At 39.8% G+C, this 23,172-nt stretch carries 23 protein-coding genes and 1 pseudogene; 17 read left to right on the forward strand and 7 right to left on the reverse strand.

All coding sequences use genetic code 11. The features are described from left to right. Positions 1–75: 75 nt before the first annotated feature. A pseudogene (locus ACM0OW_RS24235) lies at positions 76–534 on the forward strand (TerD family protein); the annotation flags it as partial. A gap of 129 nt (positions 535–663) precedes the next feature. Continuing rightward, the gene (locus ACM0OW_RS24240; RefSeq protein WP_414553073.1) at positions 664–2,007 is read left to right on the forward strand and encodes a VWA domain-containing protein; all 1,344 of its coding nucleotides are present in this window, start codon (positions 664–666) and stop codon (positions 2,005–2,007) included. A 40-nt stretch (positions 2,008–2,047) separates the two neighbouring features. Here ACM0OW_RS24240 and ACM0OW_RS24245 read toward each other — a convergent pair whose 3' ends face one another. The 3 genes from ACM0OW_RS24245 to ACM0OW_RS24255 all read right to left on the reverse strand — a co-directional run bounded on the left by ACM0OW_RS24245 (position 2,048) and on the right by ACM0OW_RS24255 (position 4,260). Further along, positions 2,048–2,272, reverse strand: a complete 225-nt coding sequence (locus ACM0OW_RS24245; RefSeq protein WP_414553074.1) for a hypothetical protein — start codon at positions 2,270–2,272, stop codon at positions 2,048–2,050. A 7-nt stretch (positions 2,273–2,279) separates the two neighbouring features. Continuing rightward, positions 2,280–3,143, reverse strand: a complete 864-nt coding sequence (locus tag ACM0OW_RS24250; protein ID WP_414553075.1) for a hypothetical protein — start codon at positions 3,141–3,143, stop codon at positions 2,280–2,282. Positions 3,144–3,228: 85 nt separating this feature from the next. Beyond that, positions 3,229–4,260, reverse strand: a complete 1,032-nt coding sequence (locus ACM0OW_RS24255) for a protelomerase family protein (RefSeq protein WP_414553076.1) — start codon at positions 4,258–4,260, stop codon at positions 3,229–3,231. 223 nt (positions 4,261–4,483) lie between these two features. Between ACM0OW_RS24255 and ACM0OW_RS24260 the strand changes: the two genes are divergently transcribed. Next, positions 4,484–4,651 carry a hypothetical protein gene (locus ACM0OW_RS24260; protein ID WP_414553077.1) on the forward strand — a complete coding sequence of 56 codons (168 nt, stop codon included), beginning with the start codon at positions 4,484–4,486 and terminating at the stop codon, positions 4,649–4,651. A 340-nt stretch (positions 4,652–4,991) separates the two neighbouring features. Here ACM0OW_RS24260 and ACM0OW_RS24265 read toward each other — a convergent pair whose 3' ends face one another. Next, positions 4,992–5,363, reverse strand: a complete 372-nt coding sequence (locus ACM0OW_RS24265) for a hypothetical protein (protein WP_414553079.1) — start codon at positions 5,361–5,363, stop codon at positions 4,992–4,994. 117 nt (positions 5,364–5,480) lie between these two features. After that, on the reverse strand, positions 5,481–5,657 hold the full coding sequence (locus ACM0OW_RS24270; RefSeq protein WP_414553080.1) for a hypothetical protein: 177 nt from the start codon (positions 5,655–5,657) through the stop codon (positions 5,481–5,483). Between the two features lie 218 nt (positions 5,658–5,875). Between ACM0OW_RS24270 and ACM0OW_RS24275 the strand changes: the two genes are divergently transcribed. The 12 genes from ACM0OW_RS24275 (at position 5,876) to ACM0OW_RS24330 (ending at position 20,628) form a co-directional block, all read left to right on the forward strand. Then, positions 5,876–6,196, forward strand: coding sequence for a hypothetical protein (locus ACM0OW_RS24275; RefSeq protein ID WP_414553081.1), 321 nt, complete (start codon positions 5,876–5,878; stop codon positions 6,194–6,196). A 4-nt stretch (positions 6,197–6,200) separates the two neighbouring features. Next, positions 6,201–6,443, forward strand: coding sequence for a hypothetical protein (locus ACM0OW_RS24280; protein ID WP_414553083.1), 243 nt, complete (start codon positions 6,201–6,203; stop codon positions 6,441–6,443). 13 nt (positions 6,444–6,456) lie between these two features. Further along, the gene (locus ACM0OW_RS24285) at positions 6,457–7,023 is read left to right on the forward strand and encodes a hypothetical protein (protein ID WP_414553085.1); all 567 of its coding nucleotides are present in this window, start codon (positions 6,457–6,459) and stop codon (positions 7,021–7,023) included. A gap of 72 nt (positions 7,024–7,095) precedes the next feature. Then, complete coding sequence (locus ACM0OW_RS24290; protein WP_414553086.1) at positions 7,096–7,872, forward strand: hypothetical protein; 777 nt, start codon at positions 7,096–7,098, stop codon at positions 7,870–7,872. Positions 7,873–7,945: 73 nt separating this feature from the next. After that, positions 7,946–10,090: a hypothetical protein gene (locus ACM0OW_RS24295; RefSeq protein WP_414553088.1), complete on the forward strand. Its 2,145-nt coding sequence runs from the start codon at positions 7,946–7,948 to the stop codon at positions 10,088–10,090. Positions 10,091–11,216: 1,126 nt separating this feature from the next. Next, positions 11,217–11,423 (forward strand): hypothetical protein, encoded by a 207-nt coding sequence (locus ACM0OW_RS24300; protein ID WP_414553090.1) that lies wholly within the window; start codon positions 11,217–11,219, stop codon positions 11,421–11,423. Next, the gene (locus tag ACM0OW_RS24305; protein WP_414553092.1) at positions 11,420–15,376 is read left to right on the forward strand and encodes a plasmid replication protein, CyRepA1 family; all 3,957 of its coding nucleotides are present in this window, start codon (positions 11,420–11,422) and stop codon (positions 15,374–15,376) included. Before ACM0OW_RS24300 ends, ACM0OW_RS24305 begins: the two co-directional genes overlap by 4 nt. 38 nt (positions 15,377–15,414) lie before the next feature. Continuing rightward, entirely contained in the window at positions 15,415–15,936 is a 522-nt protein-coding gene (locus tag ACM0OW_RS24310) for a hypothetical protein (RefSeq protein WP_414553094.1), read from the forward strand. Between the two features lie 356 nt (positions 15,937–16,292). Next, positions 16,293–16,871: a hypothetical protein gene (locus ACM0OW_RS24315; protein ID WP_414553095.1), complete on the forward strand. Its 579-nt coding sequence runs from the start codon at positions 16,293–16,295 to the stop codon at positions 16,869–16,871. A gap of 312 nt (positions 16,872–17,183) precedes the next feature. Further along, entirely contained in the window at positions 17,184–19,367 is a 2,184-nt protein-coding gene (locus ACM0OW_RS24320; protein ID WP_414553097.1) for a dynamin family protein, read from the forward strand. Positions 19,368–19,880: 513 nt separating this feature from the next. Beyond that, positions 19,881–20,414, forward strand: a complete 534-nt coding sequence (locus ACM0OW_RS24325; RefSeq protein ID WP_414553098.1) for a hypothetical protein — start codon at positions 19,881–19,883, stop codon at positions 20,412–20,414. Positions 20,415–20,442: 28 nt separating this feature from the next. Continuing rightward, complete coding sequence (locus ACM0OW_RS24330; RefSeq protein ID WP_414553099.1) at positions 20,443–20,628, forward strand: hypothetical protein; 186 nt, start codon at positions 20,443–20,445, stop codon at positions 20,626–20,628. Positions 20,629–20,772: 144 nt separating this feature from the next. Here ACM0OW_RS24330 and ACM0OW_RS24335 read toward each other — a convergent pair whose 3' ends face one another. Further along, positions 20,773–21,426, reverse strand: a complete 654-nt coding sequence (locus ACM0OW_RS24335) for a tyrosine-type recombinase/integrase (RefSeq protein ID WP_414553101.1) — start codon at positions 21,424–21,426, stop codon at positions 20,773–20,775. Between the two features lie 772 nt (positions 21,427–22,198). On the opposite strand from ACM0OW_RS24335, the gene ACM0OW_RS24340 reads away from it, so the two are divergent. Beyond that, on the forward strand, positions 22,199–22,471 hold the full coding sequence (locus ACM0OW_RS24340; protein WP_414553103.1) for a hypothetical protein: 273 nt from the start codon (positions 22,199–22,201) through the stop codon (positions 22,469–22,471). 40 nt (positions 22,472–22,511) lie between these two features. On the opposite strand, the gene ACM0OW_RS24345 is transcribed toward ACM0OW_RS24340, so the two are convergent. Further along, positions 22,512–22,664, reverse strand: coding sequence for a hypothetical protein (locus ACM0OW_RS24345; protein WP_414553105.1), 153 nt, complete (start codon positions 22,662–22,664; stop codon positions 22,512–22,514). A 231-nt stretch (positions 22,665–22,895) separates the two neighbouring features. On the opposite strand from ACM0OW_RS24345, the gene ACM0OW_RS24350 reads away from it, so the two are divergent. Continuing rightward, on the forward strand, positions 22,896–23,172 hold a 277-nt coding region (locus tag ACM0OW_RS24350), incomplete at its 3' end, for a hypothetical protein (protein WP_414553107.1).

Here is a 23,172-nt window from a genome sequence, read left to right on the forward strand (position 1 = left end):
GAGCTATGAGGCTTATAGAGTCTGTCTTGTAGCTGATTTTGTCCCCCCTTCAGCAATGTTACAGATACAGGTTCAGCTTTTGACTTGGATGCTTCTGCGTTTATGCTAGGAGCTAACGGAAAAATTCCTAATGAGAAATACTTTGTATTCTATAACAATTCACTATCACCAGACGGTTCTGTAAAACACGAGGGAGATAGCAAAACTGGAGAGGGTATAGGTGATGATGAAACCATTCAAATTGATTTAACTAAAGTTGATGCTTCAGTTGAAGAAATAATTTTCGTCGTTACTATCCATGAAGCAAATGAAAGAAAACAAAACTTTGGGCAAGTTAGAAACTCATTTATAAGAATTTATGATAATGCTACAGAAAAGCAAATTGCTAAGTATGAGTTAGATGAAGATGCATCTGCTGAAACGGCAATTGAATTTGGTAAGCTTTATCGAAAAGATGGAGAATGGAGATTTCAAGCTGTCGGGGCTGGCTATAAATCAGGGCTTCAAAGTTTTGTAGACCGATATGCTTCTTAGTAGTTATGTAATGATGTCTAAAATCTGAAAGTTTAAATGAATTCAACAGGGGTAACAATGATGATACCTCTTTTTTTATCACCTACCTAACGTAATCAAGATAGTTTAAGTTCAAAGGATATATACAACATGGAAATTGAATTAACGAAAGGTGGCAGATTAAATCTTTCTAAAGAAGCTCCTGATTTAAAGAAGGTAGCTATTGCCTTGGGTTGGCAAGTAAATAAAGTTGGGCAGACCTATGACATTGATACTTCAGTGTTTATGTTAAATGCAAATAGTCAAATACCTGATGAGAAATATTTTGTATTCTACAACAACCTTGAGTCTCTTGATGGTTCTGTAAAGCATTCAGGAAATAATGAGACAATTTATATTGACTTGACGAAAATTAATTCAATTATTGAGGAAATAATTTTTGTTGTCACTATCAACAAAGGTCAGGAAAAGAATCAAGATTTTAGCCAAATTGAAAATGCTTTCATCAAACTTTACAATCAAGAAACAAACAAATCTTTGGTTCGGTATAACTTGAGAGAAGCTTTTTCTCAAGAGACTGCTTTGGAATTCGGGAGACTGTATAAAAAAAGTGGCGACTGGAGGTTTCAAGCAGTAGGAGAAGGTTATAAGTCTGGGCTACAAAATTTTGTAGATAAATATATGTTAAAAATTAAACCAGAAGAAAAAACAGTAAATAAAACAAGAGATATTTCTAGAATAGAAGATACTAAGATTATTCAAAAATCCTACATTGATATTACAAAAAAAGCTGATATTAATTTACTAAAAACAAAAGTAGATATTGTTCTTAAAAAGAAAGGTATTAGTGATATTGTTGCAAGAATTGCTTTAGTTTTAGATATATCTGGCTCTATGAACAATCAATATAATTCTGGAGCAGTACAAGCTTTTCTTGAAAGAATAGTTCCAGTAGCTATTAGATTAGATAATGATGCAAAATTAGATGTTTGGTTTTTTGGCTCAACATTTAAAAGAACAAATGCTGTGAGTCAGAAGAATATTGATGATTACATTAAAAAAGAATCTGGTGAAATGAAGAGAGCTTTACTTGTTTTCAAAATGCCGTCTCTCATGCTGGAATTAGGTGGTGGAAACAATGAACCTCTTGTAATAAGAGATGTAATCAAAAAGTATACTCAAGAAGAGCCTAGTAAATTACCTACGTTAATTATATTTCTTAGTGACGGAGGTATTACCAATGAACAGGAAATCAAAAAAGCTATGATTGATGCCGCAAAATATCCTATATTTTGGCAATTTGTTGGAATAGCTGGTTTCAACTATGGTATTTTGGAAAGACTAAATACTATGAATGGTAGGCTTGTTGACAATGCTGATTTCTTTCATGTAGATGAACTACAAAAAGTCACTGATGAGCAATTATATGAAAAACTGCTAAATGAATTTCCTAATTGGATTAAGGAGGCAAAAACGAAAGGTATATTAAGCTAGAATCTGAGGCAGATATCGTCAGGGAATGCCTACCGCCTACCTATACAGCACTTCCTTCTGCTATGAGGTACACATAGCGGGCAAGATGCCCGCACCACAAGAGTTTTATCATTAATATCTGTACCTCATAACACCGGGAACTGCTGTATAAACAAGATGCTGATAAATGCCCCAATATTTCAGCTTTGGAAATTGCAGAGGCGATCGCACAATCTAAAAAAACTGGGGCTGTGGAGTGGCAAGCGAGAATTAAGGCGATTCTCACTTGTCAACTACTCCACATCGACCCCACTGGGAACCAACACGGCTAAGTCGATGACCTCAGTTAGCTTCTGTCCTGGCTTGCGGTTGTCATAGGGGTTAAGTTCATGCTTGGCGTTATGGTCATCCAGTCGTTGCTGGCATCCCTTGAGAATTTCTTTAACTGTGGCTGGCTTGCTCCCTGTAAGGCTTTGTATAGCAGTTTGATTAATATGCCATTTCTGGCTTTTCTCAGTGCAATTATTATTATGAGTTTCCAGTGCGGAGATCGCGCGTCTGGTTAATTCCTCAGCACGGTTGGGGTGAGTCTTGTAAACTCTGTTAGTTAGTAGGTCTTGAGTTGAAACTGTGGTCAAGTCGTCGTTAGACATTTTCGCCTTGCCTACGACAATAGCCGAGTAAGTCTGGCAGGATTTTCTAACAAACTCGGCTATTGATAATCCTGAGTGCGCGATCGCATCCTCTACCATTTTCTGGGTATCGCTGTCTAATTCTAGTTGGGAAATGTTCATAATTTTTACTGTGGCGACGGGTGCGGGTTCATCTTCTGCGGGTGCGGGTGCGGGAACTGTGCTTATATATCTCAGCGCGTAATGCTCGTAACGCTTAATATGTCCTTTCTGGGTATCTGTGAAGTAATGAGTTTGTGGCTTTTCTGCTGAGGGGTTTTCATCAATCTTGATTGTAGGGAATGCGTCCTCAACAGCTTTTCTCAATGCCGTCCGGGTGCGGGTTAAATTTCCATCGCTAACACGGCTTTTAGCATCTTCCCAATACTTAAGGGCAATTGCCTTAATCTCAGTTTCTGAAGTTAGCGATCGCAACTCAGCAACTAATTTTGGGGCAATCTCGGCTACTACTTTGCTGTAACTCATATAATTTACTCATCAAGTATGTTTATTATCCCTATACTAAACACCTTGCAAATGTTTTGTCAAGATATCTAGTATAGGGATTTAATTATATTCTGGTAATTGACTTTGGTTTAATTTCATAACGTTTATAACTGTCAATTGTCTTCTCATCATTGTCGATTAAAACCGTCTTGGCATAGTCTAGAAAATCAAAACCATCCCTACCAGCATTTACCACGCAAGCCCTAAAATATGCGGCTCTAAATTTGTGATAAGTGCGTTCATCTTCTGGGAAAATGTCAAACTGTTTGCAGTGTTGATTAAGTGTTTTCGAGAACCGTCTGTTTACCCGTTCAGGGTCTTCATTGCTATCAAAGCGTTTACCTTTGTCGCCTAACCACTGCAAGCCAAAAACCACTAAATCAGCATTAACCAAAGTGGGGATATCAAAAGCCACATCCCGAATAAACACAGCTTTATCAGCTATTTTCAGCTTTCTATCCTTGCCTTTGAGATGACCTTTAAACCTGACAGTATAATCATCGACACGCTCAAAATTAGCTGATAGATGAACTTCTGCCATTCTTCTACCAGTTACCAGCGCGATGGAACATGAGACATCAAGCCAGTTGGCATCATTACCATTTTTTATATCTGTAAGTGTATTGTGAGCAAATTTAAGTGAGTTTGTTAAATCAATTTCTATTCGGTTTTCAGGTTCACGCCTAACATCAACTTTTTGACGATAATCAGTATTCTGCTTTTCCTTATAACTGGCAAATTGATATGAAAGGGCATTCCCAAAATGAGTGATGATTGTGCAAACAGGGTGATATAAAGCAGCATCATTAAGCTGTGTTCTAGCAGCCGCTTTTAAACTTTTCTTGAGTGCGGTAATCTGCCTTAATGCAGTGCTATAAGTTTTTAATACCTCTGGTTTATCATCTGGGTAAGTAATCTTTAAATTCTTGGCTTCTATTGCGGCCAGCTTTTCCCATCCTGCCAAGTCGCCTGTACCTTTCTTGCGTTGATTCAGCTTGTATGGTGCGATCGCTTCAAACTTTGGCAGTAAATATTCTACTCTCTCATCTACGTATTTATTTTGTAATTCTTCGGAGTCCTTAAGCTGTCTACTCATTAGCGTATTCCTTGCTTTGTGTAACTTACTCAATAGTAAAGTAAACAAGGACTATATACAATAGCTTGTATATAGATAAATTAGTAGGTAAACTCAATCTATCATCAGTTATCCCCATACAAAATACCTTTACATCTATAAACAAGCTATTTATTACATAGAAGTAAGCGAAAGGGAACCGCGCTAACGACTCCCTTCAAACATCACTAAATTTTTTGAACTTATGACCACTTTAACAGCTTCTACCACAGCTACAACCACAAAGACACGTAACGACTACGCAGATGGACACTTTGATGCTGCTACCCATGCACCCGCAAAGCAAACCACTGGGGAATACTACAAGGGCTACTTGGATTACACAAAGGAAACAGGCAAAGCACCGTTCTAAGATGGACAAGTAAATTGCAATAATTTTTTGAGATACAGGCTAGGCATAATCCCTAGTCTGTTTTTTATTCCCAATATTCCCATAGACTTTTAGAAGATTATCAGCAAGCAAATGTGTAAAAATACCCCAGCTATTTACTAGGGTAAAAAAGTGATGTTTGTGAGTATTGAGGTGTAGTTTGTGATGATTAAGGTGTAGTTCGGGACAAGGAAATTGCTGTTTCAATCAAAAGCCAGTGAGTATTAAGGTGATGTTTGTGATGATTAAAGTGTAGTTAGGGACAAGCCATTTTGCTGGTTTTTATGGAACTGTACTCACTACAGTTCTATAATTTTATGGCTCAAAATGGTATCCCGTCATCATCTGGATCGTCTTCTTCAATCGGTTGATATTTGAGCCAAATTTCTCTATCAAAACTAGGATTGTCTACAGCCCTTGCAAAGCCTAAAGCTTCGATTTCCTCTTGTGCAAGGTAACTTAAGTCATGATGCCAATTTTCAATGCTGAAATTATCCGGCTGATAGTAGTAATGTCTTAAGACTTGGGGATGAGTCCCGTTAACCGTCAAACATTTTCTTTCATGGTTGTAGTTATAGGGAAGCATCACAGTTGTATTGGCGACGCGATCGCACTTGTAGAAATTCTGGCATCGGTTGACGCGATCGCTCACACTTACGCAAGCATCGATTAACCCCATAGGACAATTGCTCATAACTTACCCCTGTTTGAGTTAATTTTGGCGATTGCATCAACCGCCAAAATACAAACCTAGTCGCTGTAAGGGTTTTAGGCATCCATCAACCTTAAAATCAACCAATCAACCCACCCATCAACCTTGATCAACCTGTTCATTCTCTTCAATCCAATTAATCATTAAATCTTCCATAACTTGACTGAGTTCTGCTTCCTTGGCTTTACACAAAACTCTAAATTTCAAGGCTATTGGCTTTTTAATATACCCGCAAACTTGACTATATTCAGGCGATTTACTTTTACTGATACTCATTTAATATTAATTGGTTGACATTTTAACATTTTAACCCATCGGTTTACTCTTACTATGTTAGTGGGCTAGCATTTTAGTTAATTGACAGGCTAGCCAATCAAGTGTTAGTCTGTGGCTAGACAGGGTATGAACAGCTTACCGACACAAGCCGAACAAGTTCCCGGCATTGTCTACCCATAGCGACTAGACAGCACTGAGACAAATGTAGCTAGAAAATTATGTATACAGAATGTAAGCCAGAATACGAGACTACGGATATTGAAGTTACCAGCACGATCTATGAACCTGAGTTCACCAAAAATCAGATTGCTAGAGAATTGAATTGCTCAGTCAAAACTGTTGAGCGATACATAGTTTTTGGTTCAAACTTCATCCCAGAATTAACCAAATATATTGATGATTCAGGATTTTTAAACGGTAAACGAGTTTTAAGTTCTGACTTGGTATTTTTGGAGGAAATAAAGGATTTAAAAGGGCGTTTTAGTCCTCCCAGAGTAAACGAAATTCTCACCCGCAAATACTCACAAACCGAGAACTAAACAAATGACAACCGAACAAATCAAACAAATCCTAGTGGGTACATCGGTAACACTCAGAATGATTGCAGAAAATCCAGAGTACCAAAAAATTATCAAGTCTGAAACTTTCAACACTTCCAACGACTTAACACTGAGTGATGCTATCCAAGCAATTAACGAAATTTGGGACGGCATTGTGAACCATGAATATGAGCAAGCCCTAAACAAGGCTGAAGATTTGAGCGAACAGAATAACCCGTTTATCTAAGGACTAAAACACTATGCAATTACGCAACTACGCGAAAAAATACCAAATAGAGCTTACAGAAGTTACAGAAGCTTTACAGAGTAGCTTCCCTAATACTCAATGGCTAAAAACTTCTAACCTCAATGACTCCCATATTCAGTATCTAAACAGTGTTTTTGGCTCTCTACAATTACCACCCGCAGAAGAACGTCTACAACTGCCAGAAGCTAAAAACGAACTAGCACAGCGCGATTCTAAGGAGTTAGCACAGCACAATTCTAACGACTTAGCCGAACAGACAGAACAGCCAGAAATTAACCTAGACACAAACCGAGTAGAACAGCTTTTGAGTGCTGGTTTATCTGTTGAGAAAGTGCGAGTTAGTCAACTGCTAGATGACCATTACACAGACCTTAGTAATACGGTTGATAGTCACTACAACCGAGTAGAGCAAAAGCTTTTAACTCATCTCAAGACTAGCTACGAGGTTGTCAAAAATCATCAACCTAAAGAACGTGTAACTCATGACAGTTCTGAGTTTGACGCTATGCTGCAAGACTTAGAAAAAATTGGGGTAACTCTAGACTCCAAAAGCAAATAAAACAGATGTACTAGGGGTGATATTCAAGCCCCTAGACATCCTAAATACAATACTTACCAAGATTCTAAACTAATGGCGAACCCAACGCGAGAAGAGGCGACAGAGAAGCGCAAAACACAGCGCGATAGTAACGGACGTTTTACAGCTAAAAAGACTGTAGACGCGATAAACGAGACAGTACAAAGTGTTTCTAATGCAGTAGGACACGCTGTAAATTCTGCCCAATCAATTGCTAGCAATGTCAATAATATTCAGCAAACTGTTACACCACGCTCAAAACTCACTCAAACTGCCAGTAAAGAGAGTTTTAGTATTGCCGGAAATATTGCCAGTGAGTACGGTATTGCTGATATTAATCTGAAAGATTTACTTGGCAGTGAACCTTACAAAGCTGATGCCAATATACCGGAAATGACAGCAGCAGAAGCCAATGTAGAGAAGCTAAAAATACAGCGTCAAAATAACAGCTTATCTGTCAGAACTGCTAAGACTCAACAGGGTAGACAAGTAGTAAAACTGGCAACAGAACAGCGTCATTTAATAGGCGATGTGGTTGACTTTGCTACTGCTGCAATAGAAGTAGGTTCTAAAGTGCTGACTAATCAAATTAGTGAGACTAACTACTCTATACGTCAATCAAAACTAGAACAGACTGAGGAACAATTATCACAGCAGCAAATAGCCACCAATGGCACGGTTAACTTAACTGAAGGGCTGAGGGAAGAATGGAATCTAAAACTAGAACGTCAAGCCGCAAGGAATGACAGTTTAAGACTAGAAATTGAGGGACACATCAAGAATAACGAGATTAAACGCCAAGAGATAGAAGCCAGATTACTTGAAGCTTAATTACTACTTACACTCTGGCATCATGTAACGTTACTTGATGCCATTTTTCTTATTAATGATGGACTAAAGGACAATGCCAAAAATCAACTTTAAGAACGGGTCAAAACTGGTAACTGTAGCATCTTCATTAATGGCTGTAGCTTCTCTGTGGTCAGTATTTAGGGCTGAGGAGAATGTAAAACCGTTGGCTGTAAATATTCTGATAGCTTCTATCTCTATCGCTGCTACAAATCAATTAACGTCTAAAACTTATGAAGACTCAGCTAACAGTCAACTTGATGAAATTCTGAAGTTTACAGAGGGTAAATTTAACCAACTGGAAACAGAACGCAAGGCTACAAACAAGACTCTAGAAGAGTTACAACGGCTTTATGATGTTCGTAAACAAGAAGTTACAGACTATCAACAGCAGGTTGTTACTCTAGGCAATACGGTTAATTCTTACCAAACACAATGCGATTTACTAACCGCACAGTTACAGCATAAAGCGGACACATTAAAGAAAGTTTTGGAGGAAGATACAGACCAGTATTTTGAGAAATGTTCTGACCTGAAGATAATTTTCCATGATGAAATTAACCAAAGGATAGCTGAGGTTTGTAACCGAGTAGACAACAGCATTAAACGCAATCTTGCCAGTGATGACCATATCAGCATTCATCACCAGCTTAAACAGTTTGAATCCAAGCTAGAAGAATGCTTTAACGATTGCCAAGATTTACTGCAAGACATCCAAGATTTAGCAGCAGATGATATTGAAAACACACTGAAAATCTATTGTGATATTAACCAACAGCTAACACTCATTCAAGTAAAGTACAGGGGACTGCTAAATATTAACGAGCGTTTACTGTTGCATCAAGCCAGTAAATTTATTAAAGAGTGCAAATCTCAATCTGTCCCAATCACTAAAGCCCAATCCCTGATTAGAGAACAAAGCGACTACCAACGCCAACAGCTTGAAACAGTTTATTCTCGTGCCAATGACAATGATGCTGGCTTGAACGAGCTACGCAAGCAAATACAGGACTTACTCAACCAAGTAGAGCAAAAAAATCTTGAACTGGCTAACGCACGTAAGCCGATTAAATGGGGACTGGCCACAAGGGAAGATTTACGCTGTGGCAATATCATCATTAGCTATTTTGAGGCTATGGGGCTGATTCTCGATAGGGCAAAAGCTGACTATGAGACTTGGCAGGGTACTTTGAGTTTTCATATTGATAGAAATAATCGGGTAATTATCCCCAGTGAGCTAAACAGTCACTCTGAGAAGTTGCAACAGCTTACTCATACTTTGTCCCCAGTCTCTTTTAAATGGAATGCTGAGGAGGGATTAATGACAGCTTATTTACACTTGACACGTAAGCCAGTAAAGCAGTCTACCAGCGAAAGTGACATTAACAAACTTTGGAAAACTGCTGATAAATTCCCCAGCTTGGTAAAACATTGGTCACGGGTGCGGATCACTGGAGGTAGTGAAAGCGGTAAATCTCCCACTGCTGAAAACTTGGCTGTGTGTATTCTGGCTAATCGGTCAGGTGTGGCCAGAGTGTTTAATCCCCAGTTTGGCAGTCACAAGGATAGATGGACTATTCCCACGGCTGGACAAACTCACCAGGATTCTGTCAGCGCTATTTTAACAATGGCTGAGAATGTCAACAATAAAGTTAGGTATGATGAGTTTTCAATTTCAATTTTTGATGAAATTGACTCAAGCATGGTACAGGCTGATGAACCTAAAGCAGTAGGTCAGGCTATCAACACAATAATTAAACAAGCCAGTCACTCAGATTTTGGTGTTCTGTTTCTTGGTCAGAATGCCAACGTGAAAAATTACCCAGGAATGGATCGCAGTGATTGGAACTCAGCTATTAATCTTCACCTGGGGGCGAATTGCTACGACGCGATCGCCAACTCAAATCAGTTCACAACTGAGGAGCAAGCCAGATTAAAGGTGACGGCGGACAGACTAACCGAGTATTGTCAAGTCAAAAATGATGAATTAGGACTGGACAAATCAAATCCCCAAGCTTACCGTTTTGGGCTTGTGTTGGGTGACGGTAGACCGTATTTTATACAGTTGCCTGATTTTGGTTTGTACACTTATGACCAATTAACCCCAGTTGCTTGCCCTAAGTGCGGAAGCAATGAAACTATCAAAAATGGCAATAGTAAGCGAAAGTGCAAAGACTGTAATCACGTTTTTAAGGCTTGATTGCCAAGCGATCACACCCAGTAAATATAAATCCGATTGTTTCCGGCATTTGCAGATCAAGCGGATCGCGAGAAAATTTTAAAAACTGCCAACGCATGATTATGGACTTATAGTGTCCACGGCAGAAGTAATTAGTAAAAAGGACGTATGGTTCACTTAGCAGTAAGAAGAATGATTCTCAATAGTCTCATACTGACCAAGACAGAAAAATCAACGCAAAGGACGCTATGGTTCAATTAGTGGATGTAAGAGTAATGCTCTCATACTGAGCAAGACAGAAAAATCAACACAAAGGACGCTATGGTTCACTTAGTAAATGTAGGAGTAATGTGTCCATACTGCACATTCCAGAAAAATTAGCACAAAGGACGCTATGGTTCACTTAGCAGCAAGAGGACTAATTTACTCTCATACAGAGTAAGACAGAAAAATCAACACAAAGGACGCTATGGTTCACTTAGTAGATATGCGTAATAAGTACATTTTGTCAAAATTAGTACAAAAGGCGATGTGGTTTACTGAAAATTTGCGTTCATGCTAAGTATTTCAGAAAAACTACCAACGCACTCTCCTACTCTCCCTGCTCGCACATTCCGGAACAATTGACACAAAAGATGCTACTTTACGGGTACTAAATTGATTTTACTTAATCCCAAAATGTGCAAAATTCCGCGTTTTTCTAGTATAAAAAGGATCTTGACGGGTTAAATTAGTTGAAAAATCGCTAATTCATCGAATTAAGGGCTGGCGATCGCTCTATCTTGAGCTAACGTTGTATATAGTACAAAATCACTAGTTTTATTTAGTACCAATGCTAAAAGAAGCCAAAAAAAAGGCTTCATCCCCCCCTGACTAAAACACCGCCGGAAGATTGAAAGCCAATCAAATACTTTAATGTGCCTCAATCTTATCAAAATACCCGGATATTAAAAAAAAAAGTTAGGGGGATGCCCACACCATCAGGATCATCCCCTATGAACATAAATGTAACACATCAAGTTACAGTCCATCAACTTTATTTGATATATAGGCAAAATCGCCTTACTGACGCTCTAGAATTTCTTGAAAACCTGGGCTACTGCGGCGATACAGCGCTTTCAGTCCTTCGCTGGGTTGGGGGTGCGTTGTGAATAAGTTAACCCCACCCAAGCCAATAAATTTACAAAAGCCTTGCATAGCTTGCAGTTCAAGCCGTGGGATGGTTTATTTCTTGCATGAGAAGCACAACGGCTTTATTAGGTGCAATCGGTGTGATGTCGCATTACGTAGTGCGACCGATGAAGATTTAGAGGTTCTGGCTAACGTTCAACCTTGTCAGGAGTGCGATCAATGAGTAAAATCATACGCACATCAGGCGAATGTATCCTCTGCGGTAATAAAGAAAACGACTGCGGAACTAACGAGAACGGGGCTGTATTCTGCCTTGGCTATGCTGGCGCTCGAAAGGGTGAAAAGATAAATAATTATATTTGCACCAAAGAGCAAGGAACCGGACATACTGCTACGTTCATGCCTGACAACTCTGAGGAGTGGACAGAAGAACGACGGCGGGAATGGGAAGAGAAAAAAGCCAGAAGGAAAGCCCAGCAAGAAGAAATACGCCGCCGCCAAATATCTATCCAGTTGCCAGCAGCCAATAGAGACAAATATTATCGCCAAATCCTTAACCAGCTTAAATTGTCTGAGAGCGATCGCGCGTCACTAAGCAAACGTGGGTTAACTGATGCTGAGATAGATGATTCTCTGTTTAAGAGTGCTAGACCTTGGCAGAAGATTATAGGTACTTTCCCGGCTAATTTACCAGGAGTGCTGAGGGGCGACACGCTCAACGTGGGTAAGCCAGGGGTTATCTGTCCAGTGTTTAGCGTTGATGGTTTAATCGTTGGGTTAAAAGTTCGTAAGTCCGTAGGTGATGGCAGTAACCGCTATTTCTGGCTTACCTCTAAGACTACGAAAGACCCGGACGGATGCACCCCACACCTCAACGGTGAATTACCACTAGCCTTCTTTGCTGGCGATTCTAGCAGTGGGACTGCTTATGTTACTGAAGGGGTAGAGATTAAGCCTCGTATCCTTAGCCTACGCACTAACAGCATAGTTTTAGGTGGCGGTCGGTATTGGCAATCATCGCCCGTTCAAGCCGAGAGAGTAATTAACCGGCTTAAGTCATCTGGCATTAGTAAAATTGTGTTGTGTCCTGATGCCGGTGATGTACTGAATGATAAAGGCGTACCCCAAAAATGGATAGATGAAGCTAAATTTTTTGATTCACAAGGCTTTGAGATTGTTTTTGAATGGCACGGTCAAGTTACCAAAGAACACAGTGATATTGATGAATTAAATGATTATAGCCAGCTTAAATTCATTAACGTTGATGAATTTAAAAAACTCATTCAACCATCAAAATCCAAGCAGAAGCTAACGGAAGAGATAAGCCAAGACGCAATCGATGCGGGACAATTCCCCCCATCATGGCAGGATAAGGTTGCGACAGTTCAGAAAAAGCTGCACACTCTCACCCATGAGCCAGATATTCTCATCTCAGGCGATGAAAAATATCTCCCCGAAGATTTGATTTATAAATTCCCTACCAAAGGCGCTGTGCTGCTAAGTAGCTCGATGGGTTCGGGTAAGTCAGTTATGATCAATCGCGTAAAAAAATTACGTTGTGGCGGTTATTGGGAAGAAATTGTTAAGCCACCATCTCAGTTGTCGTTGATAAATGTTGAGCCGGAAATTGAGCGAGTTTACCACGAAAAAACAGGCGTGAAATTCATCTCAATCACTCCAAGAGTAGCATTGGGTAGGGGGCAAGCTATCGAGTGGGACATTACATGGATTGAAGATGGCGACTTAACAGAGAAGGAAAGCTACAACTATGAGGGTGAATTAATCCAAACTGCTACATTTTTAGAAACTGCTGATGGTATTGGCTTATGCTGGGATAGTTTACCAAAATTGATTGATCGTGATTGGTCTAATTCAGTTATTGTCATGGATGAACTTGAATTAGGACTAAGCCATGTTGCGACATCATCAACCTGCAAGGATAGACGACCCAAGATTTTATCTTTGCTACAAACCAAGCTTAAAGAGTGTCTTGATGGCAATGGCTTAGTTATTGGCGCTGATGCCAATCTAACTGATGTTTCCTACGATTATCTATCTGATATTTGCCCAGGACATAAGCCGTTTATCATCAAGAAAGATTACATTAGACCCGATGCCGACAAGTGGGATATTACCTTTTATTCTGGCAAAAGGGATGAGGTTCTATCTCAAATTGAAGACTGGGTAAGTGATAAAGATTGTGAACCCATTGCAGTTGCTACAGACAACCAAGCGGAAGCGGAAGCATTAGCAAACCATCTAATTAAAAAATACCCACACCTAGCAGCAAATCATAATGGGTTAATTAGAATTGATTCTAAAATAACTCAATCGGATTTTGGCAAAAGCTTTGTTAAACGTGCCAACGAAAAAATCCAAGAACATCAACCAAAAATATTAATTTATACACCATCATTAGGGGTTGGCTGTTCGCTGGATATTCCATACTTCAAATATGTTTATGGGATGTTTTTTGGCAACCTTGAACCGTCGCAATGTCGGCAAATGTTAGCACGGGTGAGACAACCAGTACCCAGGATTGTTTGGTGTGCAGAACGTGGTAAAGTTACCAATGGCGATGATTTTAATTCATTCTTGCCAGAAGCTATTAAGAAGCAAATATTTAATTACAACGACCTAACCGCACAAGTAATTGATATTGCTTTGCACCTTGCTAAACAGCAAGCTGAGGGCGATAGCGACGCAGAAATATTACCCAAGCTAATCGAAAACCTACAATCAATGATGGGGTCAGATGGTACTTGGAATAACCCACACATAGACCTATTCTGCAAGTTAAAAGCCCGTCGCAACTTTGCATTAAGTCAGCTATCATTGCAGCTACGTCAAGAGTTGATTGATGAGGGGCATATCATTAATGATTACGCCAGTGAAGAAAAAACTAACGCTGGGGACTGTGTGACGGAGGAGAAGACAGAGATTAAGCTCAATAAAGCCTTGAAGACCTCTAAATCTGATGATATCCCTCTGGAATTAGCTAAAGAAATCAACCGCAAGCCTAATCCCACAGATGAGGAGCAACACCAAGTTAGTAAAGCCTTTTTGAAGGATGAATTGCCAGAAATTGGTTTAACTCCTGAGTTCATTTACAAGGCAGTTTACAAGGATAATCGAAGATGGTTGAACGGCGTTAAGTTGTTTTGGATGACTCAGAATGTTAACGCAACTCAAGAAGCTGACAGAAAACACTGGAAGTACAAATTAAAACAGTTCTGTGATGGCGTGGCATACTTGCCAGATGTCCGCACATACAGCGCAAAGGTAGAGGCAATCAACAAAATTGGCTTGTTTGAAGCTATTCCCTTAGATGACTTTGAAACTGAATATCATGATGATTCTGAGGCTTTGAAAGAGTGGCTGAAAAAATCAGTTTTACCTCACAGAAAGTTACTCAAAGATGCTTTTAACATATCCGTAAATAAAAATACCCAAGCTATTAAATTCATCAATCAATTACTGAATAAAGTAGGCTTAAAATTGAAGCAAATCAGGAAATCTGGCGATGTTAAATATTATTCTCTGGATGCGGAACTGGCCACCGATGCCGATAGAGCGGAAGTATTGCGATCGCTAGACCTAAAACGCGAGATGCAATTAGCCGCACCAATGCCAGAACCTATGCCAGAACTAGAACCAGCACCAATGCCAGAACCATTCATAGCTGATGCTGATTTGATTGCTCCTTTGGTTGCCGAGCAAATGCTGAAATTATCAACCAGAGAGGAATTTGAGGAATTGGCAGAAACTATCACGCCAGAGCAAAAAGCGGCTGCGTGGAAGCTGATTCCTATTGAGCAAAGGCGACAAATTCAAGCATTATTCAGGGAGGATATTCAGAAACCCGAAACTGTGCCAGTTTCATCTCTGGAGTTAGAGCTACCGCCAACTGACCCTACTACCCTACTTCATCGCGTGGAAATGCTTCGCTCTGGTATAAAACAGGGCATAGACGCGATTAAAAATATCCTCAAGCCCTGGAATGAGATTTGGCGATGGGAGGCGGTTCTGGAATGGGAAGCGATCGCTGTGGATGAATTACTGAAAGTCGAGGATACAGCGCCGGGATTTTACCAGTTGTTATCTGAAGCGGTCTTACCTATGGAAGAGGTTATGTTTTGCGCGCAAAAATCCAAATCAATCGTAACTGAATCCTGATTAAGCTAGGATTGATTAAAGATTGATTTTCGCCGCAAATGCCCAAAAAACTAGGTGCTTTAGAGCTATCAGCCGCCCAAATGCTTGCAAATGGCGCAACAGAAAAGCAGGTCTTTTTGGCTTGCGATAAAAATCGCAGTTGGGTACAGGCTTTGAAGCGGCGGGATGATTTTCAGGAAGCTGTCAGCAGCTTTCAAGCCGAACTAGAGAGGGAAAAGCCGCAATCATCCCAAATACCTGCTAAAAGTGCCGCAGTGGGCAAAACAAAGGTTACTCACAAGGAAGGAATGACCGCAGATGACCACTTGCAGAAAATTCGAGACTTCCGCGATCGCTCCGAATCTATTGGTAATCGGTTCTTGGATGTCGCTGAGTCGATGTTGGCGCTTTGTGAGGAACGGTTAAGGCAAGCCAGCGCCGATGAAATAAATTTGTCTCGCTTACCTGGAGACGTTCGCAGTATTGCTGCGGCTGCTGATGCCGGGGTAAACCTGCTAGCGCAAAGCTTGGGCGTACAGAAAATAATGGAAATTGTCGGAAGAATGGAGCAAAAGAAATAATTTATTCAGCGATGGGCAAAGCCCCGCCGTTCGCGGAGCGTCTCGTAGAGAAGGCATCGCCACCCATCCCCAACCCAAGACATAAGCCCCAGTAATGGGGTTATTTTTATGGGAATGGCTATTCTAGCCTATGGGGTACTCTAAAACCTTTTACTGTAAGCCTTTTAGCCGTTGCGATGAAAAGTTTAATTTTGGGGAAGTTTCCAAAAATATCTGTGTGGGTGTTGAAATATTTCTATACCTATGCAGAAGTTCAATTATGCAGAAGTTCAAAACCTTCTCGGTGAGTTAAGTATTTTGTCCAGTGGCTTACTTGACATTTTATGATTGTCAAGTAAGACACTGGACAAGCCAAGATGGAAAACCAAGACACCGAACTGATTAAAATCGCTACTCTACAAGCCAGATACGGGTTAGAGTCAAGACAAGCTGTATACGACCGAATCAACGGACTGGACATAAAACCAGTGGCACGGGGTAAAATCACCCCACAGCAGTTAGAGCTACTGGACAAACTTGACAAGCATATCAGGGGTGGTGGTGCGATTGCTAATTTTCCGATTCAGCCTGAGTTTGAAGTACCCGCACTGGAAAAACTTGACAATCAACTAGACAAACTTGACAACGAACTTGACAACAGCGAAAACCTAACCGCTATCAGTCTTATGGCTGGTTTGGTTGAGAAAATGATGGGGTACATGGGGAACAAGCGATCTGCTTGCAGCAGCGCTTCGCTATCGCCCCTAGCAGAGTATGAGGAGTTAGAAAAAGCCGTAACACATAAGTGGATACTAAGTACAGGCAAGGTAAAAGAATTGATTGGTGTTACCCCAAGGGTGGGTAAAGATGAAATGACCTTTGTATGGGGTAGCTTCACTTTCACCAAAGCGGGAAAGCTGGGTAATCAGATGGGGTGGTTGGTTGGTAAAACTTAATAAAAGTGTGGTGGAAAAGTAATTGCTCAATCCTATTTAAGTTAATCGTGAAATAGTGTGTCCATTATCACTGAGATATTTTATTTTGAGTTTATAAATAGAAATAAGCGCATCTAAATTAGCAACCCTTTTTACCAGCATTTACCAAGTATGTCTTCAGAACAATTCCAAGCCGCACACAGCAGTATTGATCACCTTGGTACACAACTATTACAGTATCTTCAGGAAATTCGCCAAAGTCGTCTCAGTGAAGGTGATGATACACAAGGTTTGCAGAGTGTTGAGAATGACATCACTACAGCCTTAACCGCATTGAAACAACAAAAATATCAGGTTGCAGTTGTTGCAGCTATGAAAGCGGGTAAGAGTACCTTTCTCAACTCTATTATTGGTGTAGATGTTTTAGCTAGTGAAACCGCAGCTTGTACTATTTGTCGTACAGATGTACTACATATTCCTGCTGGTCAAGTTCCCAGACTGTTAGAGTACCAACAGGGAGAAAAAAAACCTGTTGTGATTGCGGAAGGTGACGAAGGAGAAATTCAGCAGAAATTTTTAGTTAGAACCCGTGAAATTAGAGAAACGGGAAATCCTGACAATACCATACGTTTTGAAATAGAACATTCCATTGAAGCCATTAGCGGAATTTCTTCGCTTGCGGGTTTTACCCTTGTTGACACACCAGGGCCGAATGAATGGGAATCTGCTCAATTTAACACAGTAGCACTCAAGCAAACTGCGTTAGAAGCGTTAAGAACCTGCAACGCAATTTTGTTTGTTTTAAATTACGCTTCCTACAAAGATAATGCTGTTGCTGAATTGTTTAAGGATGTAGTAGACAATCGCAAAGAGATTTTAGAATCTGAAAAAGGTAAGATTTACTTTATTCTCAACAAAATAGATCAGAAAACTGAAAAAGATAAAGATATTGAAGAAGTAATTCAAGATTTACAACGAGAATTATCTAACTTTGGTTTTCCTAATCCCATTATTTATCCTGCCAGTTCTAGACAAGGACTTTTAGCAAAATTAATTCAACAAGGAAAAGCAACTGAAAGTCAAAAAAAGGATTTTAAAAAATTCTTTAGTGCTAGATATGCAACTGAAAATGAAGATGGAGATCAAGTTATACCAGCACCTTGGAAAATTGCCGGAAAAGCTTTAATAGATAGTGGCATTCCTACTATTCAAGAAACAGTAATTGAAACTATCACTAAGAATGCAGGTTGGAACCTTTTAAATGATGCTTTAGCAAAAATAGATAAAGCTGCTAAATCACTTGAAGATACTCTCAACACAAAAATTAGTGGTTGGGAAATGGATGTTGCCGCTTTAAAGCACAAAATAGAAGAGTACAGAAAACGTTCTCATAATGCCAGGATTAAAGTAGAAGACGTAAAAAAGTCAGTAGATAGGCAAAAACAAATACTTGTAAGAGGTTTTAGTCAAGGTATTGATATATTTGCTAAAGGAACTAAAGCTGAAATTCAATATCAAATTGACCAAATAGCTGAATCAAAATCCACAAAATCATCTGGTACAAAACAAGTAAAAGCTAATACTTCACCACTCATAAAATCAGATCCCAATGTTGATTGGGGGGATCTTGGGGATATTATAGCCGATCTTGGTAGCGGTATTTTCGACTTTTTTGGTAAAGGCTTAGGCAATATTTTTAAGCTAGGTGTCAAAGGAGGTACATCTTTAATTCAATCTATTTCTAAATCTGTACCAGAAATTTTTGATTACTCTGATGATTTCATTGATGAAAGTCAGGAAAATTATGACCCATACATAATCAAAGTCCAAAATAAAAAGGATGCTAAAACAATTAGCAAAACTATCAATGAGTTTTGTAGTCCTCTAATTCAAAGTTTTTGGCTAGATACTCAAGATAGATTGGTTAGAGACGGTAATAATATTCGTGAAGAATTAGCTATCAAAATCCAAAGTGATATCCAACAAATATCAAATGAATTATCTGATTATTTGGGTGAAGTGCTGCAAGTCGAATTAAATGTTAACACCATTCAGTTCCCAAAATTTGAATTTAAGGGAATTGATGCCAACATTAAAAAACAACAAGAAGTCTTTAATAGGACAAAAAAAGAGAATAGAACAAAGTGCTGTTCTGATCAAACATATCAAGTTGATGTTCCATGTCAAGACAGGCAAGATTTCTATGAAATAGATTTACGCCAAACTGCACAGTTAATTAACTCGAAGATAGATGAACAAGTTTCGAGAAATCGAGAGTTGCTACAAAGAGTTATTGAAAAACAAATTGCAGATGATTTCAGAAAAGCAGAGCAACAAATCAATGACTATATCAAAAAATTTCAAGATGATTTTGATAGTCTGCTAAACGCACGAGAAACAAAAGAAGCAGAATCAGATAAAATTCTTAATACTTTGAATCTGCAAAAAAAGAACCTGAATAAATATCTGCACGAATTAAAGTCAATTCGTCAATCTCTCAACACTTGGAACCCCTAGTTTTTATGTGGGTTGGGTTGACACAAGGAAACCCAACACCAACAAATTTGATATTTTGGCGCAAGCGCCCGCCGTAGGCGATAGCTACGCTCTCTCCGAGACGCTACGCGAACGCCGAAGGCATCGCTAATCTTGTTTCAAATCCTGGGGTATAGAATCGGGTGTAGAAATGTCGTCATACCTTGGTTAGCCGAATTTGAAGCGATGCAATCGGCAAATTAAACACTGTTTAAAACGTTACTTGCGGTGATGCCATTCGGCTATCTCGGTTTTAGTTACTGACTAAAAATACTTTGTCCACTAGGTAACTTGACAAACCAACTTTGTCCAGTGTCTTACTTGACATTTTATGATTGTCAAGTAAGACACTGGACAAGTCAAGATGGACAACCAAGACACAGAACTGATTAAAATCGCTACTCTACAAGCCAGATACGGCTTAGAGTCGAGACAAGCGGTATAAATATTTGTAAATATATGTGTTTCTATTGTATAAATACTTACGCTGTTCCTGTGACAACAGTAACCAATATACCCACAACAGCTATTTTAGAGCCTGCCCAAAAAGAAGATATGCCCGTTTCAGGAGAGTGGAAATTTGCATGGCAAAAATTTTGGGATGAAATCGATTTTGAAAATCAAGGCATCGTCAAAATTACTTATGACGGGATTCTTTCGGGATTGATCAGATTTGCTGTTTATTCTAATGAAAATGGAGTCCCTTACCTTTTAGAGGTTCTACATCTAGAGTGTTTACCTCAAAACAAACGTTTAATAGAACCATTAGGTAGATGGTTGCTGTGGTATGTAGTACAAATTGGCTTAACGTTGTCTACAGTTTCTAAGGACGATCCCTTAATTCTACTTGACTCTGTTGAAGACGCTATAGAATATTATAGAGATGTAGTCCAAATGGAGCCACTAGGCTGGACTACCCTAGCTCCAGGAGAAGATGGTTATGCCTTTCAATTTACGCTCAACTGTGCCAAAGCGTTCTGTCAAACGCAAACTAATTGTTACGGTTATCCCACGAAAATTAAATCCTGAACAGGTTAGAGTTGGTTACAAAACCGAAATGAGCCATAAAGAGCGTCAAGAATGGCTCAAAACTAGACGCAAACGAATTGTTGTGGTTATCCCACGAAAATTAAATCCTGAACAGGTTAGAGTTGGTTATAAAACCGAAATGAGCCATAAAGAGCGTCAAGAATGGCTCAAAACTAGAACCTATTCACAGCATAAACCTGTCAATACCTTATAGTATTTTAAGCTCTGAGTAAGCCAGAATACATAAAAAATCGCTTTTATTACAAGGCGATTTTTTATGGCGCAACGCGAAAATGTGAGATCAAATTTTATATCTCAATTACCAGGGCTTATTCCCAATAAATCTGAGCAAAGAATGCTAATCTTGGTTCAAATCCTGGGGTATAGACTCCGGTGTAGAGATGTCGTCAAATCGGTATTTACCGACTTCAACAGCAGGTGACAGCATCGACAAAGCAGAAGCCGCCCCCAACACCTGCTGATCACTCACCTCTAAATATCTCTGTAACTGTTCTAAATTCCTATGCCCTGACAATTCCTGAATTACCCTTAACGGAATGCCAGCGTTGCTCATCTGGGTTAAGGCAGTACGCCGGAAGCTGTGCGTACTTACTCCGATAATTCCTACTTGTTCGCAAGCTTTTCTTAAAATCCGGGCTGCTGAGTCATGGCTGATATGTCCGTTGCTACGACCGGGAAACAGGTAAACATTCCCAGCTAGTCGGGAATAATCAGCCAATAGCCGCCGCAAGTCTTCAATCACTGGGATAGACCTTGTGGCCAGTTTGCCTTTAGTGTTGGCTTTTCTGATCACGAATTGCGATCGCACTTCACCCTTGGGGGTGTAGATGTCTTGAGTTTGCAGCGTTACACATTCCCGGATTCTACAGGCACTAAACAGGCAGACACCAAACAGCATTCTATCCCGGTCATTGTTCAAGCCGTGACTGAAGATTAACTGTATCTCTTGCTGTGTAATAACTTTGGCGCGTCCGTGCCTGTTGATTTTCATAACCGACTGTAGACCATGTGATCTACAGACTACAACGGTTGAGAACTGTTTGAGTTTTAATCTGACTATTAAAAATTTCCGAAACTTAGTCAAGGTAAATGCAGTTCAAAAAAAATCAGTTTTGGCGGAAAAACTTTCAAAAGTTTTTGGCGTAGTGTGCGGTAGCTTTTTTTTGATTTTAGAGATTTCAATCTTGGGGAGAAATTGGGAAATATTGGGAATGTTTGGGAGCCGTAGGGAATCACTGGGAAGATTTGGGAAATATTGGGAGTTTTGAACTTGATGAGAATTGAGTCAATAAACCTGCTGAATATTTTCTACTTTGGGAAATTTGGGGGAAGATTGAAAAACCGTTGGGAATTATTGGGAGAAATTGGGGAGACTTTTGGTTACTGTTGGGAAAAGTTGGAAGAAAGAGGGACACTAACTTTCTTCTACAAGTTTAAAAAGCAGAAATTATAGTTTTAGCTAAAACCAGAGATAATTGAGTGCCGAAACTCCTGAAAACTCGTAGATGAGTTTTTATTAGTATTATTTATTAATAAGCATATACAAAATGGTTATCCATCAATGAAGTAGCTAAAAAGTCAGGCATCAACCGCAAAATTTTTGTAAAGAGTGTGTAAATTCTAGCTTTGCTTCTACATATCTATTTTTTTTAGTGCAATACTAATGTAGTAATGAAGCCTGAGAAGGCAGTTACAGCAATGCCAATGCCTTGTATCGCTAAATTACTGCTAATTTTTTACTTGTAGAAAAGATAACAATAAATATGGAAGACAATGGAGCAGCAGGGGCAGGTGCAGTAGGTGCTACCGCAGGTGCAGTAGGTGCTACAGCCGGGACAATTGGTTTAGTTTCAGCATCCGGTAGCGTTGCGGGACTGAGTGCGGCAGGAATAACTTCTGGTTTAGCTGCGATTGGAGGAGGAACAATGGTAGGAGGTATTGTTGTTGCCGCCGCCGCACCAGTTGCCGCCGCCGCCGTAGTAGGTGGTCTTGCTTACTGGGCTTGGGCGCACGCAGTTAATGGGTCAAGACGCTAAAAAATACAGGGCTGTTTCATTCCCTAAAAATTTCATAAGGTCAAAAATTATTTGAGAGCGATCGCCACCCAACCCCAACCCAAACCACGACACAAGCCCCGCCACTGGGGTTATTTTTATGCAAATGTGTATTCTGTCGTGTGGGGTAGCAGTGGGGAATGCTGGGGATTGTGCGGCGGCGGTCATTAGCCATTAGTTATTGGTCATTGGCTACGCGGTAGCTAATTTGTTATAAAAATAACTGAGCAACATCTCATATAATTCTCGGTTTTGATAAAAATATTTTTTTCCAAGTGAATCGTCCAAACCCTTACCCGAACTGGAAAAACGTTGGGACAATCGATTTTAAACTGTTATATAAAATAAATCCATTGTCCCATATATAAATATACGCAAATATATAAAACCATGTATAAATAAAGCATTGCTGAAAGTGTGGGTCTTAGCCCTGGGAATGCTGGGGATATTGGCGGCGGCGATAACCTGGGGAGTGGGGAGAATTTGGAACTGTGGCGACTGGGGAAGTTGCGATCGCGTCCTGGGGAATATATCAATAAAAATTGATATGAAGATTGGGGAGGTTTCCAAAAATATCTGTTTGAGTGTTCAGGTGTTTCTATGCCTATACAAGCCGATGGGAATTGTACAGGGATGCGGGAATATTTTGGGGAAGTTGCGATTGCCTCCGGCACAGCGCTCCG

The sequence above is a fragment of the Anabaena sp. CCY 0017 genome, assembly GCF_963920885.1.
Taxonomy (GTDB): Bacteria; Cyanobacteriota; Cyanobacteriia; order Cyanobacteriales; family Nostocaceae; genus Nodularia.

Bases quoted from the DNA above. Each gene is read 5' to 3' on its own strand.
- ACM0OW_RS24310 (WP_414553094.1), top strand. From the start codon at position 15,415: ATGCCCAAAAAACTAGGTGCTTTAGAGCTATCAGCCGCCCAAATGCTT.
- ACM0OW_RS24295 (WP_414553088.1), top strand. From the start codon at position 7,946: ATGCCAAAAATCAACTTTAAGAACGGGTCAAAACTGGTAACTGTAGCA.
- ACM0OW_RS24250 (WP_414553075.1), bottom strand. From the start codon at position 3,143: ATGAGTTACAGCAAAGTAGTAGCCGAGATTGCCCCAAAATTAGTTGCT.
- ACM0OW_RS24240 (WP_414553073.1), top strand. From the start codon at position 664: ATGGAAATTGAATTAACGAAAGGTGGCAGATTAAATCTTTCTAAAGAA.
- ACM0OW_RS24265 (WP_414553079.1), bottom strand. From the start codon at position 5,363: ATGAGCAATTGTCCTATGGGGTTAATCGATGCTTGCGTAAGTGTGAGC.
- ACM0OW_RS24275 (WP_414553081.1), top strand. From the start codon at position 5,876: ATGTATACAGAATGTAAGCCAGAATACGAGACTACGGATATTGAAGTT.
- ACM0OW_RS24335 (WP_414553101.1), bottom strand. From the start codon at position 21,426: ATGAAAATCAACAGGCACGGACGCGCCAAAGTTATTACACAGCAAGAG.
- ACM0OW_RS24340 (WP_414553103.1), top strand. From the start codon at position 22,199: ATGGAAGACAATGGAGCAGCAGGGGCAGGTGCAGTAGGTGCTACCGCA.
- ACM0OW_RS24315 (WP_414553095.1), top strand. From the start codon at position 16,293: ATGGAAAACCAAGACACCGAACTGATTAAAATCGCTACTCTACAAGCC.
- ACM0OW_RS24305 (WP_414553092.1), top strand. From the start codon at position 11,420: ATGAGTAAAATCATACGCACATCAGGCGAATGTATCCTCTGCGGTAAT.
- ACM0OW_RS24285 (WP_414553085.1), top strand. From the start codon at position 6,457: ATGCAATTACGCAACTACGCGAAAAAATACCAAATAGAGCTTACAGAA.
- ACM0OW_RS24260 (WP_414553077.1), top strand. From the start codon at position 4,484: ATGACCACTTTAACAGCTTCTACCACAGCTACAACCACAAAGACACGT.
- ACM0OW_RS24290 (WP_414553086.1), top strand. From the start codon at position 7,096: ATGGCGAACCCAACGCGAGAAGAGGCGACAGAGAAGCGCAAAACACAG.
- ACM0OW_RS24255 (WP_414553076.1), bottom strand. From the start codon at position 4,260: ATGAGTAGACAGCTTAAGGACTCCGAAGAATTACAAAATAAATACGTA.
- ACM0OW_RS24270 (WP_414553080.1), bottom strand. From the start codon at position 5,657: ATGAGTATCAGTAAAAGTAAATCGCCTGAATATAGTCAAGTTTGCGGG.
- ACM0OW_RS24280 (WP_414553083.1), top strand. From the start codon at position 6,201: ATGACAACCGAACAAATCAAACAAATCCTAGTGGGTACATCGGTAACA.
- ACM0OW_RS24330 (WP_414553099.1), top strand. From the start codon at position 20,443: ATGAGCCATAAAGAGCGTCAAGAATGGCTCAAAACTAGACGCAAACGA.
- ACM0OW_RS24345 (WP_414553105.1), bottom strand. From the start codon at position 22,664: ATGGCTAATGACCGCCGCCGCACAATCCCCAGCATTCCCCACTGCTAC.